Here is a 19,043-nt window from a genome sequence, read left to right on the forward strand (position 1 = left end):
CAACTGCTTGCGCCGGCTAATGATCGAAGTCTGCGCCGCCCCTCATCCGCTGCCAGCTCACTTCTCCCCGTCACTATACGGGGAGAAGTGCCCGGTCCACCCTCCGCAGCTGCAGCGCAGCTGCTGCGGAGGACGGGCAGGGCGATGAGGGCAGCGCAAACGCTCTTAGCTGACAATCCGCGAAAGCCAGCACCTCAGCCTCAGCCCGGCACCACCAGCACCTTGACCTCGCCAGGAGCCGGCGGATTGGCGATCACCGTCGCCGCCTCTTCGAGCGTCACCTGCCGTGAGATCAGCCGGTCGATCTCGATTGCACCAGACGCAATAAGATCGGCGGCGCGGCGATGGGTGTAGGGATTGAGGAAGGAGCCCAGCACTTTCAGCTCGCGGAACAGCAGGTCGAAAGGCTCGAATTCCGCTTTCATGCCTTGCGGCGTCACGCCGACGATGACGACCTTCCCGCCGGCCCGCGCCAGCCGCATCGACTGCTCGACGGTCTCTCGCACGCCGGCGCACTCGAACACGACATCGGCACCGCCCGGCACGAGGCCGGCCGGCCCGGCAACGGCATCGACGACATCGGCTGCGGTTGGATCGATCGTCGCCGTGGCCCCGAGATCCTCTGCAAGCGCGCGCCGCGAGGCTTGACGCGTCGACAAGATGATGGTGGTGGCGCCGGCCAGCCGTGCCAGTTGCACCGTAAGGAGCCCGATCACGCCGCCGCCAAGCACGACCACCGAGCTGCCAGCTGTGATTTCGGCAAGGTCCACGCCGTGCAGGCAGCAGCCGAGCGGCTCGCAGAACGCGCCATGGGTGGGCTTCAGGCCGGCCGGAAGGATGAAAGCCTGTTTCTGCGGCACAATGACATAGTCGGCGAAGCCGCCGTCGCGATGGATGCCGATGGCGCTGAGATTGCGGCACAGGTTGACCCGGCCGGCATGGCACTGCGGGCAACGTCCGCAGGCGATGTTGGGATCGCCGGTGACGCGGTCGCCGATTGCAAAACCCGAAACGTCCGCGCCGATCGTTTCGATGATGCCCGAGAATTCGTGCCCGGGCGTCACCGGCGGTCTGCAGGGAAACTCGCCGTGGAAAAGATGCCGGTCGGTGCCGCACACGCCGCAGGCTTCGATCCGCACCAGAAGATCGTCCGGTCCGGGGACAGGTTTGCGTATTTCGCGCAACGCGATGCTGCCCACCGCTTCCAGCCGCACTGCTTTCATGGTGTTGCCAGCTCCGGCATCAGTTGAAGCTCGGCGGCTGCGACAAGTCCGGCTGGGGGGCTGCCGGCTTGGCGGGCGGCGTGTCGCCGAAATTCGGCGGCTGCGACAGATCGGAGCCCGGCTGCCCGCCGCCATTGGCCGGCGCGGTGCCGGTATCGGCAGGCGGTGCGCCGAGCGGCGTCAGGCCGGGTATCTCGGGCACCTTGTAGTCGATCGTGCCGGAGTCGGCCGCCGTACCCTTGTAGTGCATTACCATTTGCGGGAAGGCGATGGTCAGCCCGATCATGATCACCTGGATGCAGACGAAAGGCACTGCGCCCCAATAGATCTGGCCGGTGGTGACCGGCGCGACCTGCTTGCCAGTGAGGCGGTCGAGATAGGGCACGCGGGCTGCCACCGAGCGCAGGTAGAACAGCGCGAAGCCGAACGGCGGATGCATGAAGCTGGTCTGCATGTTGACGCCGAGCAGCACGCCGAACCAGATCAGGTCGATGCCGAGCTTGTCGGCTGCCGGCGCAAGCAGCGGCACGATGATGAAGGCGAGTTCGAAAAAGTCGAGGAAGAAGGCAAGAAAGAAGACGAGCAGGTTGACGCCGATCAGGAAGCCGGTTTCGCCCCCCGGCAGCGAGGTGAGCAGATGCTCGACCCAGATATGCCCATTGACGCCGTAAAAGGTCAGCGAGAACACCCGCGCGCCGATCAGGATGAACAGCACGAAAGACGACAGCCGGGTCGTGGAGGTCAGCGCCTGCTTGATGACGTCCAACGATAGCCGTCCCTTGACCGCCGCCATGATCAACGCGCCGACCGAGCCCATGGCGCCGCCCTCGGTAGGCGTTGCGATGCCGAGGAAGATGGTGCCCAGCACCAGGAAGATCAGCGCCAACGGCGGGATCAGCACGATGATCACCTGCTGCGCCAGCCTGGACATCATATTGATCTTCAGGCCTTTGTCGGCGATAGCCACGATGTAGATGAAGATGACGCCTGCCGTGGCGCCGAGAATGTCGGCATTGTCGCCATGGGCCGGCGCGAGATAGCGATAGGCCGCGTAGGAAACCGCGGCTGTCACCAGCAGCGCCGCCATCAGCGACAGTACGCCGTGGCCGAGCGTGCGGGCCTCGAGCGGCAGCGCCGGCATCGATTTCGGCCGGATGATCGACATGATCAGGATGTAGAGCATGTAGAGGCCGGTGAGCACGATTCCCGGGATCAGCGCGCCCGCGTACATGTCGCCGACGGAGCGGCCGAGCTGGTCGGCGAGCACGATCAGCACCAGCGATGGCGGGATGATCTGCGCGAGCGTGCCCGAGGCGGCGATGACACCGGCCGCAACGCGGCGGTCATAGCCATAGCGCAGCATGATCGGCAGCGAGATCAACCCCATGGCGATGACGGAAGCCGCCACAACGCCGGTGGTGGCGGCCAGCAGCGCGCCGACGAAGATCACCGCATAGGCAAGGCCGCCGCGAATCGGTCCGAACAGTTGGCCGATCGTGTCGAGCAGGTCCTCCGCCATGCCCGATCGTTCGAGCACGATGCCCATGAAGGTGAAGAACGGGATGGCCAGCAGCGTGTCGTTCGACATCACCCGGCTGCCGTAGAAATTGTCCGGCAGCGCGTGCAGCAACGGCCAGGCTAGATTGATCGATCCACCGGAATAAGGCGAGAGGAGCACGCCGATGAAGAAGAACATCAAGCCGTTGGCGGCCAGCGAGAAAGCGACGGGGTAGCCGATCAGCAGGAAGATGATCAGCGAGGCGAACATGATCGGCGCCATGTTCTGGGCGATGAACTCGATCACGAGCGCACCTCGTCGGCCAGCGCCTTGGCTTCGAGCTCGGCCTGCTCATGTACCGATATAAAAGGATTGGGATCGTCCATGTCGCCGCGCATGATGGCGATCTTCTTGATGATTTCGGAGATGCCCTGCAGCGCGAGCAGGAAGAAGCCGGCCAAAAGGATGGCCTTGGCCGGCCAGATGATCAGCCCGCCGGAGTTGTTGGACATTTCGCCGCTGCGAAACGACAGCGACACATAGGGAACGAAATAGATCACCATCAGCGTCACGAACGGCATCAGGAAGAAGAGATGGCCGAGAAGGTCGATCCGGTGCTGCACGCGGCGCGAAAACATGCCGTAGACGACGTCGATTCGGATATGGTCGTTCTGCTTCAGCGTGTAGGCGGCGGCCAGCATGAAAGCGGCGCCGAACAGGTACCATTGCAACTCCAGCCAGGCATTCGACGAAATGTCGAACACCTTGCGTATGATGGCGTTGCCGGCGCTCACCAAGATGGCCAGCAGGATCAGCCACGATACCCATTTGCCGATGAATTCGTTGGCGCGATCTATGGTCCTGGATAGAGCGAGAAGCCCTGCCATGCATTCCTCCCTGGTATTGGAGGCGTGTCGGCTCCCCTTATCCGTCACGCCGCCTGGCCCAACCGTATGCCGCGCGTGGCAGCACGGGTCAACAAGGGATAGAGCCAGCAAAGCATCACCAAGCGAATGGCGTCGGGATATCCCCGCGTCATGCGACCAAAGTCTGATGAGGGTCAGGCGATCTTGCCCGTGTCGCGGCCGGCGCCGATCAGGATCAGCATGGCGACCAGGAACAGATACATCCACGCATCGCGCCATTCGACCGGGAAATAGCCAGCCCACAGCGATTCGGCCATGCCGAAGGCGGCCGCTCCCAGCGCCGCCCGCGGCGGCGAGAGATAGCCGCCGACCGCCGTCACGAACAGGATCTTCAACCCGTAGACGAGCCCGGACCCGAAGCTGACATTGCCGTAATAGAGGCCGGCCATGATCCCGGCCAGCGCGGCGCAGAAGCCGCCGAACAGCACCGCATGCCGGAACACGCCGCGCACGTCGACACCGCACATGGCTGCGGCCTTGGGGTCGTCGGAAACGGCGCGCCAGCGGCGACCGAAGCTCGAGCGGGCGAATGCCCAGGTGGCCAGCAGGATTGCCGTCAGCACCACTGCGCAGTCGAGCAACTGGATCAGCGTCAGCGTCGCCTTGAAGCTTGGGCCTTGGGCGAAGACGATCGGCTGCGCCAGCATGGGAGGCAACCACAGATCATGCGTGTCGGCGGCGATGCGGCTGGCCTCCGACAACAGCAGCAGGATGCCTAGCGTCGTCACCACAATGGCATTGGGCGAGCGGTCGGCCAACGGTTCGAAGACGCTGCGCGACAAGACGTGGCTGACCAGCCCGGCGTAGAGGAAGGCGGCGGCTATGCCGAGCGCCACCGCCGCGAGCAGCGTCAGCCACAGCACTTGATAGCCGAAGGCCGCGGTGAGGATCATCGTCTGGCCGCAAAAGGCGAACAGCGCGCCATAGGCAAGGTTGGTGCGGTGCAGGATGCCGTTGGTCAGCACATAGCCGAACGCGAGCAGCGCATACAGCGCACCCGAATGCAGCCCGTTCAGCACCTGCTGGAAGAAATAGAGCATGCCAGACCCTCGGAGCACGTCGACCAAAAGTGCGCAGCGGTTTGGCGGCGTGCTCAAGCCAGGGGTAGTGGATACCGCAACCGAAGGCGAGATTTGCATTGCTGAATCTAACTTGTCAAATGCGATTTATCGGTTAGTTTCGGGCATGACCGTATCCTGGACACCGCACCGGTTCACCGGCGGCCTGCTCGCGCTCGACACCGCGAACACCGTCGTGCTGCGCGGCGATCCGGAGAAGACGTTCGACCGCTTCGATGATCCGGTCGAGATCGCTCGCTTCGCCGATGCCGCTAGCGGCTTCCGGGCCTCCGAACTCGGTGGCAGGCCTCTGGTGGTGTCCTCACCCGTGGCGATCGCACCTGTGGTGCTGTCGATCCGCGAGACGACGGACCGGCTGTTCCGCGGCGCGGTGTCGAACGGTGCGGTCGCCACGGCGGATCTCCCTGGGTTCCTGAGAGCCTGTGCCGACGGCCTGGCGGGCAGCCGGACCGGGATCGGCGCGCCGGGGAGGCCTTTCGGCGACCCGGCAACGCCGATCGCCTTCGAGGCGGCGCTCGCGGTTTCCGCCCTGTCGCTGCTGCGCGACGACACCATCGCGAGGCTGAGGATCTGTCCCAACTGCACCTGGCTGTTCGTCGACAGGAGCCGAAATGCCAGCCGCCTTTGGTGCGACATGGCGGTGTGCGGCAATCGTCAGAAGGCAAGTCGCCATTATCGCCGCCGCATGGCGGCCAATGAGGTCAAACATGCTTAGAGGATTTTCCCGTTCGGTCGTCGTCGGTGCCGCACTGGCTGCCGCCGTCGCGCTCGGCGCTTGCCGCGACGCCGGCAAGGAGGGCGAGGGGAGGCTGTTCGAGATTTCGGGCAAGATATTTGTCTTCAACTACCGCCTCGCCCGGGCGACCTATGTGGTCACGCTGCGGCCGCTGAAGCCGATGGGAGAGGGCCAGGTGGCGGTCGCCAGCTTCCAGAATCCGGCCGGCGGCGCGCCGCTGGTGGTCGAGCAGAAGGTCTGGCCGAAGCTCGACAAGGTTACGCTGGAGAGCCCGGCGCTGACTTGCGTCGTCAAGAACAAGCCCTATGCGATCGCCATCAGCATCAAGGGTGCCGACGGTGCGGTCCTCCAGAAGATCGACACCACACTGATGTCGACGGAAGACCAGTCGGTGCTGCCCGACCGCCCGCTGGTCATCGACCAGCTCTATACGCCCAATCCCGATCTCGTCGGCCATCCCGACGGCAAGCTGCCGGGCGAACCGAAGCCGGATTGCTCGAAGGGGACCTGACGCGTCGTTGCCGGACTGGTCGCGGCGAAATTTTCGTTCGCCGGGCGACGTTAGCAGGCCGGTTTCGTACCGGATTCGGAAATGGCGGCGGACGTTCGTTGCGCGCCGCCTGGCACCTGCGATTTTGTTTGACCTCACTTGCAAGGGAAGAAAGGATGCGTCATCCGACTCCCGACGTTGGCTGCCTGCCCCCGCGCCGCCTTCGCAGAGGAAATGCCTGATGACGCTGCATGATGTCGCGCTCGACGACAAGTTCGATTTGGGGAAGGAGCGCATCTTCCTGTCCGGCGCGCAAGCGGTCATCCGCATGCTTCTGATGCAGCGCGAACGCGACCGTCGTGCGGGTCTGAACACGGCCGGCTTTGTCTCCGGCTATCGCGGCTCGCCGCTAGGCGGCCTCGACATGCAGCTGTGGAAGGCACAGAAGCAGCTCGCCCAGGCCGATATCGTCTTCCAGCCCGGCCTTAACGAGGAACTGGCGGCAACCGCTTGCTGGGGGGCACAGCAGACGGAACTGCTGGGCGAGGGCACCCATGACGGCGTCTTTTCGGTCTGGTACGGCAAGGGGCCTGGCGTGGATCGCTCGGGAGACGTCTTCCGTCACGCCAATCTCGCCGGCTCGTCCAAACATGGCGGTGTGCTCGCTCTGATGGGCGACGACCACATGGCCGAATCCTCGACCAATGCGCATGCCACCGAATTCCTGTTCGTCGACACCATGGTGCCGATCCTCAATCCGGCCGGCGTCCAGGAGATCATCGACTACGGCCTCTACGGCTTTGCCATGTCGCGCTTTGCCGGCACCTGGGCGGCGATCAAATGCGTCAAGGACAACATCGAATCGACGGCCTCGGTCGATGCCGCGCTCGAACGGCTCGATATCGTCGTGCCGGATTTCGCCATGCCGCCGGGCGGCCTCAACATCCGCCATGAGATCGACATGCTCGGTCAGGAGGAGCGGCTGCATGAATACAAGCGCGCCGCGGCTTCCGCCTTCATCCACGCCAACGGGCTGAACCGCATCGTCTATTCCGGCGGCCGCAACCCCAAGCTCGGCATCATCACGCTGGGCAAGAGCTATCTCGACGTCCGCCAGGCGCTCGAGGACATTGGTGTCGACGAGGCGGCCGCCAACCGGATCGGCGTGCGGCTGTTCAAGGTCGGCTGTCCGTGGCCGCTCGATCTGCAGCATATCGCCGAGTTTGCACGCGGCCTGGACACCATCGTCGTCGTCGAGGAGAAGCGCTCGCTGATCGAGGTGCAACTGCGCGAGAGCCTCTACGGCACCGCCACGCAGCCAATCATCGTCGGCAAGAAGGATGAGCGAGGCGACTGGCTTTTTCCGGCCAAGGGAGCGCTCGATCCCAACGAGATCGCCATCGCGCTTGGCGAGCGGATCGTCAGGACCATCGGTCCGTCCGAGGAGATCTCGGCGCGGGTGGCCAAATTGCGCCAGTTCCAGGCGTTGCTTGCCGACGCCACCGACATCGGCTCGCGCACGCCCTTCTTCTGCTCGGGCTGCCCGCACAATTCCTCGACCAAGGTGCCGGACGGCTCGATCGCCGCGGCCGGCATCGGCTGCCATTTCATGGCCCTCTGGATGGACCGCAACACGCTCGGCTTCACCGCGATGGGCGGTGAGGGCGCGCAGTGGGTCGGCCAGGCGCCCTTCTCCAAGCGCGATCACATTTTCCAGAATCTCGGCGACGGCACCTACAACCATTCCGGCACGCTGGCGATCCGCTTCGCGCTGTCGGCGGGCGCCAACATCACCTACAAGATCCTCTACAACGACGCCGTCGCCATGACCGGCGGCCAGCCGCACGAGGGCGGCCTGACGGTGGACATGATCGCCCGGCAGGTGCGGGCGGAGGGCGTCGAGCGCATTGCCATCGTCACCGATGAGCCCGGCAAATATGCGGGGAAGGCGGAATTCCCGGCCGGCGCCACCATCCACCACCGCGACGACCTCGATCTCGTCCAGCGCGAGTTGCGCGGCATCAAGGGCGTCTCGATCCTGATCTATGACCAGACCTGTGCCGCCGAAAAGCGCCGCCGCCGCAAGCGCGGCACCTTTCCCGATCCCGACAAGCGCATCTTCATCAACGAGCTGGTCTGCGAGGGCTGCGGCGATTGCGGCGTGCAGTCGAACTGCGTCTCGATCCAGCCGGTCGAGACCGAATTCGGCCGCAAGCGCAGGATCGACCAGTCGAGCTGCAACAAGGATTTTTCCTGCGTCAACGGCTTCTGTCCCTCCTTCGTTACCGTGCACGGCGCCAAGATCCGCAAGGCCGAAGGCCTGGCGGGCAAGACCGATCCGCTCGAAGGCGTGCCTGTCCCTGCCGAATTCCCGCTTGGCGAGCAAGGCTGGGCGGCGATCATCGACGGCGTCGGCGGCACCGGCGTCGTCACCGTCGGTGCGGTGCTCGGCATGGCGGCGCATCTCGAGGACAAGGGCTGCGGCATGATAGACATGGCCGGCCTCGCCCAGAAGGGCGGCTCGGTGTTCACCCATGTCCGCATCGCCCGCACGCCTGACGACATCCACGCCATCCGTGTTTCTGCGGGCAAGGCCGACCTCGTGCTTGGCTGCGATCTCGTCGTGTCGGGCGCCAAGAAGGTGCTGACCGCGGTGCGCGAGGGCCACACCATCTTCCTCGCCAACACCGCTGAGATCATGCCCGGCGAATTCGCCCGCTCGGCCGATTTCTCGTTGCCGGTCGAGCGCCTGAAGAAGGCGATCCGCGCTGCCGCCGGCGACGACAAGGCACATTTCTTCGACGCCACCCGCACCGCCACCGCCCTGTTCGGCAATTCGCTCGGCGCCAACATGTTCATGCTCGGCTTCGCCTTCCAGCATGGCGGCCTTCCCCTTTCGGCCGAAGCCATCGAAAAGGCCATAGGATTGAACGGCGAAGCGGTGGCTATGAACATTGCCGCCTTCCGCTGGGGCCGCCGTGCCGCGCATCAGCCGGATTTCGTGCGCGGCCTCGTCGCCCAGCCGGGCAAATCAGGGCAGGCCGCGCCTGTCGCCGAGACGCTGGACGACGTCATTGCCCGCCGCGTCGCCTTCCTCACCGCCTATCAGAATGCCGCCTACGGCAGGCGTTATGCCGACAGGCTGGCTGTCCTGCGCGCCGCCGAGGCCAAGGCCGTGCCAGGTTCAACCTCGGTGACCGTGGCGGCGGCCAGGAACCTGTTCAAGCTGATGGCGATCAAGGACGAGTACGAGGTGGCACGGCTCTATACGGACGGCTCGTTTGCCGCCGAGCTTGGCAAACAGTTCCAGAGCTACGAGAGACTCGAATTCCATCTCGCGCCGCCGGTCATGGGCCGTCGCGGCAACGACGGCAAACCGAGGAAATCGAGCTTCGGCCCCTGGATGATGAAGGGTTTTCGCCTGCTGGCGGCGATGAAGGGCTTGCGCGGCACGGCCTTCGACCTGTTCGGCTATACCGATGAGCGGCGCATGGAGCGCCAATTGCTGGCGCAATACGAGGCCGATCTTAGGCTTGTCGCCAACTCACTAGCCCCCGGCAACGTCGATGCGGCGATCGCCCTTGCCTCGGTGCCGGCGCTCATCCGCGGTTACGGCCATGTCCGGCAAGCCAGCGCCGAAAAGGCCGCCGGCGAGCGCCAAAGGCTTATCGCGCGCCTGTCGAACACGCCTTCGCGACCGGAGCTTCAAGCCGCTGAGTGATCGGCACGCGTCATTTGCCCGAAGCCTCGATTTTCCCACTCTGTCCTGGATCTCCGCGCCCTCGGCAGCCGAGCCGGCCCCACTGTTCTAAGCTTTTCTTAAGGCGGGTGTGGCATGACAGGGCCTAGCGTTGGGCCGACGATATGGGCAGAACAAAGACCGAAAACATCCCGGCGGATGTTTATATCCAGTTTGTGCGGTCGTTGTTCGACAACGCCCACATGCTGGTGATCGGCGGCGCGTGCTACTGGATCCTCGGATTCATGATCTTCTTGCATACGCGCAATCCGTTGTTCCTGGCTTTTTCGTTTGTTCTGCTGTCCATCAGCCTTTTCCGCTATTTCGGCATTCGCGGCTTCCAGAAGGCGGGCGGCGTAATAGCCGATGTCGAAGAGGCGCAGCGGTGGGAGCGTAACTACATCCTCAAGGGCAGCCTGCAAGGGCTCGGGTTGGGCGCACTATGCTTCATATCGATCTATGTGTATCCCGATCCGTTCGCCGAAATGGTGGCGACGTCGCTGAGCTTGGGAACCCTGGTCACGGTTGTCGGCCGCAATTACGGATCCCCGCGCATGGTGCGGATTTTTTCCGTGACGTTCATCGGTCCGGCAGCTCTCGCACTCTTGCTGCGTATGGATCTTCCCTCGGTCGTTTTCGGGTTGATGATCATCCCGATGACTTTCATCACGATCAACAGTGCCGACCACGTCCGCAACGTGCTTTTCTCGGCGGTCATCGGCCATAAGGAAGCGAAGAAGCTCGCGCACAGGTTCGATCGCGCCCTCAACACAATGTCGCACGGCCTGGTCATGCTTGACCCGGATGGCAGGGTGGCTGTGGCCAACGCCGAGGCCGCGCATCTGATGTCGCTGAGGTCGCCCGATGAGTTGCTCGGGCGCTCGATCCACGGCCTGCTGATGCGCGGCGTCGCGGGTGGCATGCTGGCGCCGAAGGACTGCCGCTATATCGAGGCGCAACTGACGCGGGCGCTGCGCGAGGGCCGCGACCGCAAGGTGTTGGTTTCCCTCGCCAACGGCCAGCATTACGAATTTTCGGCCCGAGAAGGCAGCCAGGATCTGGGCGTCATCACCTTCGAGGACGTCACCGCACGTGTCGAGGCGGAAGACAAGATCCGATCCATGGCGCGCTACGACAATCTTACCGGCCTGCCCAATCGCGCCTATTTCCACGAACTGGTCGGCGAGGCCATGGCCTCAGGCGACCGCGACCGTCTGTGTGGCCTGGCGGTGCTCGATCTCGACGACTTCAAGAGCGTCAACGACACGCTTGGGCATCCGATCGGCGACGGCCTGATCTACGCGGTCGCCGAACGGCTCGCCGCCATTGCCGGGCAAGGCATCACCATCAGCCGTTTCGGCGGCGATGAATTCATGGTCTTCTTCGACCGTGTCGAGGACGAGAGCCATCTGGCCAGCCAGACCGACGAGATCTTCGCCGCGCTGCAGGGGGAAGTGGACGTCGCCGGCCACGGGTTACGGATCCAGGCCAGCGGCGGCGCCGTGCTGTCGCGGGTCAGGGACAGCGATGTCGACGCCATGATCGTCAAGGCGGATCTGGCGCTCTACAAGGCCAAGGAGCTTGGCAAGAACGGCTGGCGGCTGTTCGAAGCCGCCATGGATGCCGCGTTCCGCAACCGTCAGTCGATGAAGGCGGATCTGCGCAGCGCGGTAGAAAGCAAGGCCCTGCGCGTAGTCTATCAGCCGATCGTGGCGATGAGCACCATGCGCATCGCCAGCTGCGAGGCGTTGTGCCGCTGGGACCATCCCGACCTTGGGCCGGTTTCGCCCAGCACCTTCATTCCGCTGGCAGAGGAAATCGGCATCATATCCGAGATCAGCACCTTCGTGCTGGAGGCGGCTTGCGCGGAATGCGCCAAATGGCCGGACCAGACCAGCGTCTCGGTCAATCTCTCCGCCAAGGACTTCCGCAACCGCGACGTCGTCCAGAAGGTTCGTGATGCGTTGGCCAGTTCCGGCCTCGCCGCTGGCCGGCTGGAGATCGAGGTCACCGAAACGGCGTTGCTCGACGACAAGTCGCTGACGCGCCAGTACATCGAGGAGCTGAAACAGCTCGGCGTGCGCATTGCGCTCGACGATTTCGGCACCGGTTATTCGAGCCTGAGCTACCTTCACAAGCTGCCGCTCGACAAGATCAAGATCGACCGCTCGTTCCTGATAGACGTCACCCAGAACCCGCGTTCGCTGGAACTGCTCAAGGGCATCGTCAACCTGTCGCGGCCGCTGGGACTTTCCGTAACCATCGAAGGCGTCGAGACCTTCGAGCAGCTCAAGATCCTGGCCTTGCAGGTCAAACCGGATCTCGTGCAAGGCTTCCTTTTCGGAGCCGCGCTTAGTGCGTCGGGTATCGAGACGATGTCGAATGTCATCTGGCCATTCGCAGCTGACCTGCGTCGCACCGGCAAACGGACAGCCAGTTAGTGTTCGAAGCTCGCTTGATTTAGATCCCGGTTTCTTTCGATTATCGCACTGCCCTTGATGTCGAACTCGTGAACTTCAGGATACCAGTCCTGCCGCGATTCTGCTTCGCGCAACGCCGTGAAAAAGGGTCTTCCTCAGAGCCCGCTTGAAGGGTGAACGCAGGCGCGGGCGCCCGGATGATCCCAAGGCTGTAGACATTCTCAGGCGCCCCCCTCGTTAAGGTTAACGAAAGGTAAATCAATAACTTCCAAATTTCAGCTTGTGTCTCATTTCAACTCGAATAGCCTATTCGTAGGCGGAATTTCGAGGACAGATAATGAATGCTGCAGGGGCTGCAAGGGATACGGCTGGCGCGGTCGGATCAGCCGGGGATTCGGTGCTGAATCGATCGATGATGCAATTGCTGGAGCATGTCGATTATCGCCTCATTACCGGGGGCGAGGATTTGGAGGCGATTTATCGACTTCGCTATAAATCCTATCTGCGCTCAGGGATGTGCGGCCCAATCGCCAGCGGAATGTTCGAGGATCGCTGGGACAATCTGCCCAATTCCTACCGGTTCGGTGTCTATTTCTACGGCGAATTGGTCAGCACCATCCGCTTCCATTACATTTCTAGCGAGCACCCGAATTCGCCCTCCGTCGATGCCTATCCGGAAATACTGATCGAGCGACTTGCCCGCGGCGAAACCTTCATCGACGGAACCCGGTTCGCAACCGATCCCGACGGCGCGCCGGCGCCCGGAGTGCTGCCCTTCCTGACGCTCAGGCTTGCCATGGTGGCCTCGCTCTATTTTGGCCAGAACTCGGTGCTGACGCCGGTCAAGGTCGACCATTCCAATTTTTACGCCCGTTACTTCAATGCCGTGCAGAGGACCGAGGCTAAAGAATTTCCGGGCGTTCTCACCCGGATTGCCCTGTTCGAAATCCCTGCCGGCGAAAATATGCGCCGGACACTCGAACGGTTCCCATTCTTCAGGTCGACGCCGACCGAACAGCGGCTGATGTTTGCCAATCCGGCCATCAACCGGCTGACACCCCTATCCATAGTGCCGACGGCGAAATATCATCGCGCTGCCTGAATGGAGTTCTGCCCTCGCGCCGCGGAGCTTCCCCGCGCGCTGCCGTAGCCCCGCGCTTCGCCCTGATCGTTCATCCGAAAGGAACCCGATATGACTGTTTCCACGCTCGCGCTCACTCCGCTTATCTCGTTGATCGCCGGCGTGCTGATCCTGGTGATGCCCCGGCTGTTGAACTATATCGTCGCGCTTTACCTGATCGTCGTCGGCCTGCTCGGGCTTTTCCCGCACCTCGCTGGCTGAGGCCAGGAGCAGGCCGGGCGCCCTGACGTCGGCCGCAATTTCAAATTTCCCTTGAGGCAGTTGTCGGCTGCGATGCGGCAATAGCGCCATTGCTCTCGGCCCGGCTTTTCGCTATGTGCCTGAAAGATGTCTTCGAAGGGGTATTCCTATGGCTGACCACACGCCGACCGGTCCTGTAGAACTGGGCGCGAAGATGGATTACGCCGAGCATGATCGCACCTATGCGGGCTTTCTCATGCTGGCCAAATACGGATCGCTTTTCTGCGGCGCCATACTTCTGGCTATGGCTTTCGGCTTCTTCGCGGGCGGCTTCTTTTCAGCGGTCATCCTGTTCGTCCTGATCATGGCCGTTGGCGCCTTCATTCTGCGGTAGACCTTCCAAAAACCTCATTGCCTTTGACGTCGCCGGGCCCCCGGTCGACATTTTGCGCAAGCAGGTTCCAGCCGAAAGGATCATGCGGTGGGACAGACGGTTTTCATCCCTCGTGAGCTCGACGCGAACGAGCCGCGCGTCGCTGCCTCGCCCGACACAGTGAAACGGCTGGCGGCGCTGAGCTTCGAGATCGTCGTCGAGACCGGTGCCGGCACGAGGTCGCGCATCCCCGATGAGGAATTCGCCAAGGCCGGCGCCACAATCGGCAAGGCCGGCGATGCCGCCAAGGCCGATGTCGTGCTGAAGGTTCGCCGGCCGACGGATGCCGAACTGAAGGGCTACAAGCCCGGTTCGGCTGTGATCGCCATCATGGATCCCTATGGCAATGATGCCGCCGTGGCAGCCCTGGCTAAGGCCGGCGTCACCGCCTTCTCGATGGAATTCATGCCGCGCATCACCCGGGCGCAGTCGATGGACGTGCTGTCCTCGCAGGCCAACCTCGCCGGCTATCAGGCGGTGATCGACGGGGCCTCGGAATACGACCGGGCGCTGCCGATGATGATGACGGCGGCGGGTACGGTTCCGGCGGCGAAGATCTTCATCATGGGTGTCGGCGTCGCCGGCCTGCAGGCAATCGCCACGGCAAGACGGCTCGGCGCGGTCGTCACCGCCACCGACGTTCGCCCCGCCGCCAAGGAACAGGTCGCCTCGCTCGGCGCGAAATTCCTAGCGGTCGAGGATGACGAGTTCAAGGCCGCTGAGACGGCGGGCGGCTACGCCAAGGAAATGTCCAGGGAATACCAGGCCAAACAGGCGGCATTGACCGCCGAACACATCGCCAAACAGGACATCGTCATCACCACAGCGCTGATCCCCGGCAGGCCGGCGCCGAAGCTGGTGTCCGCCGCCATGGTCGCCTCGATGAAGCCGGGTTCGGTGATCGTCGACCTTGCCGTGGAGCGCGGCGGCAATGTCGAAGGCGCTCAGCCGGGCCAGGTGGTGACCACGGCCAATGGGGTCAAGATCGTCGGCCATCTCAATGTATCCGGTCGCGTCGCCGCATCCGCCTCGCTGCTCTACGCCAGGAACCTGTTCGCCTTCCTCGAGACGCTGGTCGACAAGACGACGAAGACGCTGGCCATCAATCGCGGCGACGATCTGGTCAAGGCGACGATGCTGACCGACGGCGGCAAGATCGTCCATCCCGCCTTCGCCAGGGCCGAGCAGCAGCCCCATGTCGAGCCGGCCGCCATCCAGGCCACGACCATGGTCGCCGACGCTTCGGCCAAGCCGAAGAAGGCCGCGCCCAAGAAACCGGCCGCACCCAAGTCGCCCTCGTCCAAGTCGAAAGGCATTGCGTGATGGACCAGACCTTGCAGAAAGCCCTCGACCAGCTCGACCAGGCAAGCGCTGCCGTCCGGCTCGCGGTGCAGAATCTCGCGAATGCTCCAGGCGGTGCCGAGGCGGCCGGTGACGCCGCGCATGCGCTTTCCGGCGGCGCCATAGATCCTTTCGTCTTCCGCTTCGCCATCTTCGTGCTGGCGATCTTCGTCGGCTATTACGTCGTCTGGTCGGTGACCCCTGCTCTGCACACGCCGCTGATGGCCGTCACCAACGCCATCTCTTCGGTCATCGTCGTCGGCGCGCTGCTTGCCGTCGGCATCGCGGCTTCCGGCGTTGCCGCCGGCTTCGGCTTCGTCGCGCTGATGCTGGTGTCGGTCAATATCTTCGGCGGCTTCCTCGTCACTCAGCGCATGCTGGCCATGTACAAGAAGAAGGACAAGTAGAGCGCCATGAACGCCAACTTCGCGTCCTTCCTCTACCTGGTTTCCGGCGTCCTGTTCATCATGGCGCTGCGCGGCCTGTCGCATCCGACCACCAGCCGCCAGGGCAACCTCTACGGCATGATCGGCATGGGCATAGCCATCGCCACCACCCTGGCGCTGGCGACCCCGTCAGCCGGCCGCTTCGGCCTGATCGCGCTCGGCCTCGCCATCGGCGGCGGCGTCGGCGCCGTCACCGCGCGACGCATCGCCATGACCTCGATGCCGCAGCTGGTAGCTGCCTTCCATTCGCTGGTCGGCCTCGCCGCCGTCATGGTGGCGGCCGCCGCCATCTATGCGCCGGAAAGTTTTGGCATCGGCACGGTCGTCGACATTCACGCCCAGGCCCTGATCGAGATGAGCCTTGGCGTCGCCATCGGCGCCATCACCTTCACCGGCTCGGTGATCGCCTTCCTCAAGCTCGATGGCCGTATGTCCGGCAAGCCGATCATGATCGGCGGCCGCCACTTCATCAACGCGGCTCTCGGCATCGCCCTGATCGTGCTGATCGTGCTCCTGGTCACAACCGAATCGAAGCTGGTCTTCTGGCTGATCGTCGCCGCTTCGCTGGTGCTCGGCATCCTCTTGATCATCCCGATCGGCGGCGCCGATATGCCGGTCGTCGTCTCGATGCTCAACTCCTATTCCGGCTGGGCGGCGGCGGCCCTCGGGTTCACGCTCGGCAATCTGGCGCTGATCATCACCGGTGCGCTGGTCGGCTCGTCCGGCGCGATCCTGTCCTACATCATGTGCAAGGGCATGAACCGAAGCTTTATTTCGGTCATCCTTGGCGGCTTCGGCGGCGAGACGGCGGCGGCGGCCGATGACGGCATCGAGCGCACGGTCAAGCAAGGCTCGGCCGACGATGCCGCCTACCTGATGATGAACGCCCAGAAAGTCATCATCGTGCCGGGCTACGGCATGGCGGTCGCCCAGGCGCAGCATGCGCTGCGCGAAATGGCCGACAAGCTCAAGGCCAATGGCGTCGACGTGAAGTATGCCATTCATCCTGTGGCGGGCCGCATGCCTGGCCACATGAACGTGCTGCTGGCCGAGGCCAACGTGCCTTACGACGAGGTGTTCGAGCTCGAGGACATCAACTCCGAATTCGCGCAGGCCGACGTCGCCTATGTTATCGGCGCCAACGACGTCACCAACCCGTCCGCGCGCGACGACAAGTCCTCGCCGATCTACGGTATGCCGATCCTCGACGTCGACAAGGCGCGCACCTGCCTGTTCGTCAAGCGCTCGCTCGGCTCCGGCTATGCCGGCATCGACAACACGCTGTTCTACAAGGACGGCACCATGATGCTGCTCGGCGACGCCAAGAAGATGACCGAAGAAATCGTCAAGGCCATGGATCACTGATCCGGATGGGCGACGAACACGGCTGGCAATGAGGGGCGCAGTCGGCCCCTCCGTCGTCACCGCTGGTCGGCGTTCGCGGCGACACCGCCGCGCTCCCTGGCCCAGGCGTTGATCATCGAGACAATGGCCTCCCGGATCCAGCGCTGGCCGCTGTGTCCATGACCGCGTTCGTGCCACACCATGCCCACCGCAAACCCTTCCACGGGGAACGGACACTCGATCAGCTTCAGCTCGTCGGTCCGGTCGTGGACCAGCCGTTCCGGGACCAGGGCCACGAAGTCGGACTGTGCCACGATCTCGGGAACGAACAGGAATGAAGCCGCCGAGAGCACCACATTGCGGCTGTGTCCAAGTGCAGCCAGGGCGGTATCAACCGGAGTGACGAAGTCGCCTCCGATCAGGGACACGATCACATGCTCCATTCGAGCATATTCCTCGACCGTGATCCGGTCCCGCAGCCGCGGATGATCGCGACGGCCGATGAGTACATAGCGCTCGTCCAACAGGTGCCTCATGCGAAGGCTTGGCGGCGCGGCTTGCGGCGTCATGAGCGCCAGATCGATATCGCCGCGGCCCCATTTGCGCTGCGAGCTGCGGCAGATCGAGATTGCGCATCGCCACACGCACCCCGGGCGCGCTCATCCTGAGTTTCATGACCAGCGGCCTGACCATCGCTGCCTGCAGGTAGTCCGTGCAGGCGATGGTAACCGTCAGCCTTGCCCTTGAGGGGTCGAAGTTTCTGTTCGTGGTGACGGTGGCGCGAACCTGATCGAGGGCGTGGCGCAAGGGATCGAGCAGTTCGATCGCCTTGGCGGTCGGCGTCATTCCGCGCTGCACCGGGATGAGCAGCGGATCGTCGAACACATGCCTGAGGCGATTTAGCTGGGCACTGACCGCCGGTTGACTGAGGTGGAGGCGTGCGGCCGCCTTGGTCACGTTCTGCTCCACCAGCAACGCTTCCAGTGTGATCAGAAGGTTCAGGTCGAGGCGGTTGCTATCCATGGCTTGGATGGTAGCCGAATACTTTTGCGATTTCCAATATAGCTCCCGGCAAAGCAAAGTCCGCCGGTCGAGAGGGAAGGGCGGCCAGAACCGTTGCGCCGCGGTAGCCATGGCTGTGCGCTCCGGCTGGAGCGCATGAGACGGGCTCCTCTTATCCCGGTCTCAAATGGAGAATGAAATCATGACGAAGACAGTTCTGATCGTTCATGCACAACCTGAACCCACATCGCTGACGCACACCCTTGTCAATGCCGGTGTCCAGACACTTGAGAAGCAAGGACACAAAGTCCTGCTGTCCGACCTGTACGGCATGAGCTGGAAGGCCACGTTCGACGAACATGATTTTCCATCGCGACTCGACCGCAGCCGGCTCGGGTTCATTGCCGAGTCAGAGCATGCCTATGGCAACGGGCTGCAGACCGTGGATGTCGAAGCCGAGCAGGAAAAAATCCTCGCTGCTGACGCCGTCATTTTGCAGTTTCCACTTTGGTGGTTCGGCATGCCGGCGATCCTCAAGGGCTGGGTCGACCGCGTCTTTGCCTATGGCCTGGCGTACGGTTTCAAGGGCGCCGGCAACAAATATCGGTATGGCGATGGTGCCCTGAAGAGCAAGCGGGCAATGCTGTCCGTGATGGTCGGCGGCCCGGAGAAAGACTATTCCCCGCGAGGTATCAACGCGCCGCTCGAGCAGTTGCTCTTCCCCATCACCCACGGCACGCTGTTCTTCCCTGGCATGGACGTGCTGCCCACCCATGCGGTCTACGGCGCCGCCGGCGTCACCGCGGAAGGCGTGGCGGCGGCGCGGGAGAGTTGGCGCCTTCGTCTCGAAGGTCTTTTTGAGGACCCGCCTATTCCCTTCCGGCCGCAAAACGGCGGCGACTATCCGAACGGCCACATCCTGGCCAGTCATATTGCCGTCGGCCAAAGCGGATTGCTGGCGCATATAGGCGACAGGCAACCTGCCCCGCGGTCCGTCGAGACGGCCCCTCAACCTGTCGGCAATGAAGCGTGATGTGAAGACCGA

General features: G+C 63.5%; 16 protein-coding genes and 1 pseudogene. 11 read left to right on the plus strand and 6 right to left on the minus strand.

The features are described from left to right. Window positions 1-200: 200 nt before the first annotated feature. The 4 genes from NKI49_RS03785 to NKI49_RS03800 form a co-directional block, all read right to left on the minus strand. Entirely contained in the window at window positions 201-1,223 is a 1,023-nt protein-coding gene (locus tag NKI49_RS03785) for a zinc-dependent alcohol dehydrogenase family protein (protein ID WP_352599927.1), read from the minus strand. Window positions 1,224-1,242: 19 nt separating this feature from the next. Continuing rightward, window positions 1,243-3,024 (minus strand): TRAP transporter large permease, encoded by a 1,782-nt coding sequence (locus NKI49_RS03790; protein WP_352600144.1) that lies wholly within the window; start codon window positions 3,022-3,024, stop codon window positions 1,243-1,245. After that, complete coding sequence (locus tag NKI49_RS03795) at window positions 3,024-3,608, minus strand: TRAP transporter small permease subunit (RefSeq protein WP_352599929.1); 585 nt, start codon at window positions 3,606-3,608, stop codon at window positions 3,024-3,026. Before NKI49_RS03795 ends, NKI49_RS03790 begins: the two co-directional genes overlap by 1 nt. Before the next feature lie 173 nt (window positions 3,609-3,781). After that, entirely contained in the window at window positions 3,782-4,687 is a 906-nt protein-coding gene (locus NKI49_RS03800) for a branched-chain amino acid ABC transporter permease (protein WP_352599931.1), read from the minus strand. Window positions 4,688-4,832: 145 nt separating this feature from the next. Between NKI49_RS03800 and NKI49_RS03805 the strand changes: the two genes are divergently transcribed. The 10 genes from NKI49_RS03805 to NKI49_RS03850 all read left to right on the plus strand — a co-directional run bounded on the left by NKI49_RS03805 (window position 4,833) and on the right by NKI49_RS03850 (window position 17,017). Then, window positions 4,833-5,441, plus strand: a complete 609-nt coding sequence (locus NKI49_RS03805; RefSeq protein WP_352600146.1) for a CGNR zinc finger domain-containing protein — start codon at window positions 4,833-4,835, stop codon at window positions 5,439-5,441. Further along, a complete protein-coding gene (locus NKI49_RS03810; RefSeq protein ID WP_352599933.1) occupies window positions 5,434-5,973 on the plus strand; it encodes a hypothetical protein in 540 nt (179 codons plus the stop codon). The genes NKI49_RS03805 and NKI49_RS03810 overlap by 8 nt, the downstream gene beginning before the upstream one ends. 181 nt (window positions 5,974-6,154) lie before the next feature. After that, window positions 6,155-9,673 carry an indolepyruvate ferredoxin oxidoreductase family protein gene (locus NKI49_RS03815; RefSeq protein ID WP_352600148.1) on the plus strand — a complete coding sequence of 1,173 codons (3,519 nt, stop codon included), beginning with the start codon at window positions 6,155-6,157 and terminating at the stop codon, window positions 9,671-9,673. Window positions 9,674-9,816: 143 nt separating this feature from the next. Further along, on the plus strand, window positions 9,817-12,132 hold the full coding sequence (locus NKI49_RS03820; protein ID WP_352599935.1) for a putative bifunctional diguanylate cyclase/phosphodiesterase: 2,316 nt from the start codon (window positions 9,817-9,819) through the stop codon (window positions 12,130-12,132). Between the two features lie 391 nt (window positions 12,133-12,523). Then, window positions 12,524-13,213 carry an N-acyl amino acid synthase FeeM domain-containing protein gene (locus NKI49_RS03825; protein WP_352694224.1) on the plus strand — a complete coding sequence of 230 codons (690 nt, stop codon included), beginning with the start codon at window positions 12,524-12,526 and terminating at the stop codon, window positions 13,211-13,213. Between the two features lie 90 nt (window positions 13,214-13,303). Next, the gene (locus NKI49_RS03830) at window positions 13,304-13,453 is read left to right on the plus strand and encodes a DUF3096 domain-containing protein (RefSeq protein ID WP_081689377.1); all 150 of its coding nucleotides are present in this window, start codon (window positions 13,304-13,306) and stop codon (window positions 13,451-13,453) included. A 148-nt stretch (window positions 13,454-13,601) separates the two neighbouring features. After that, window positions 13,602-13,826, plus strand: coding sequence for an aa3-type cytochrome c oxidase subunit IV (locus NKI49_RS03835; protein ID WP_352599939.1), 225 nt, complete (start codon window positions 13,602-13,604; stop codon window positions 13,824-13,826). Window positions 13,827-13,913: 87 nt separating this feature from the next. Continuing rightward, entirely contained in the window at window positions 13,914-15,188 is a 1,275-nt protein-coding gene (locus NKI49_RS03840) for a Re/Si-specific NAD(P)(+) transhydrogenase subunit alpha (RefSeq protein ID WP_352599941.1), read from the plus strand. Next, entirely contained in the window at window positions 15,188-15,613 is a 426-nt protein-coding gene (locus NKI49_RS03845) for a proton-translocating transhydrogenase family protein (protein WP_032919126.1), read from the plus strand. The genes NKI49_RS03840 and NKI49_RS03845 overlap by 1 nt, the downstream gene beginning before the upstream one ends. Before the next feature lie 6 nt (window positions 15,614-15,619). Further along, complete coding sequence (locus NKI49_RS03850; protein WP_352599943.1) at window positions 15,620-17,017, plus strand: NAD(P)(+) transhydrogenase (Re/Si-specific) subunit beta; 1,398 nt, start codon at window positions 15,620-15,622, stop codon at window positions 17,015-17,017. 56 nt (window positions 17,018-17,073) lie between these two features. On the opposite strand, the gene NKI49_RS03855 is transcribed toward NKI49_RS03850, so the two are convergent. Both NKI49_RS03855 and NKI49_RS03860 read right to left on the minus strand, forming a co-directional pair. Continuing rightward, window positions 17,074-17,565, minus strand: coding sequence for a LysR substrate-binding domain-containing protein (locus tag NKI49_RS03855; protein WP_352599945.1), 492 nt, complete (start codon window positions 17,563-17,565; stop codon window positions 17,074-17,076). 319 nt (window positions 17,566-17,884) lie between these two features. Further along, window positions 17,885-18,130 (minus strand): annotated as a pseudogene (locus tag NKI49_RS03860) (LysR family transcriptional regulator); the annotation flags it as partial. A gap of 55 nt (window positions 18,131-18,185) precedes the next feature. On the opposite strand from NKI49_RS03860, the gene NKI49_RS03865 reads away from it, so the two are divergent. After that, a complete protein-coding gene (locus NKI49_RS03865) occupies window positions 18,186-19,031 on the plus strand; it encodes an NAD(P)H-dependent oxidoreductase (RefSeq protein ID WP_352599947.1) in 846 nt (281 codons plus the stop codon). The last annotated feature ends 12 nt before the right edge of the window (window positions 19,032-19,043 follow it).

It is taken from the genome of Mesorhizobium sp. M0587 (assembly GCF_040320945.1).
Classification (GTDB): Bacteria; Pseudomonadota; Alphaproteobacteria; order Rhizobiales; family Rhizobiaceae; genus Mesorhizobium.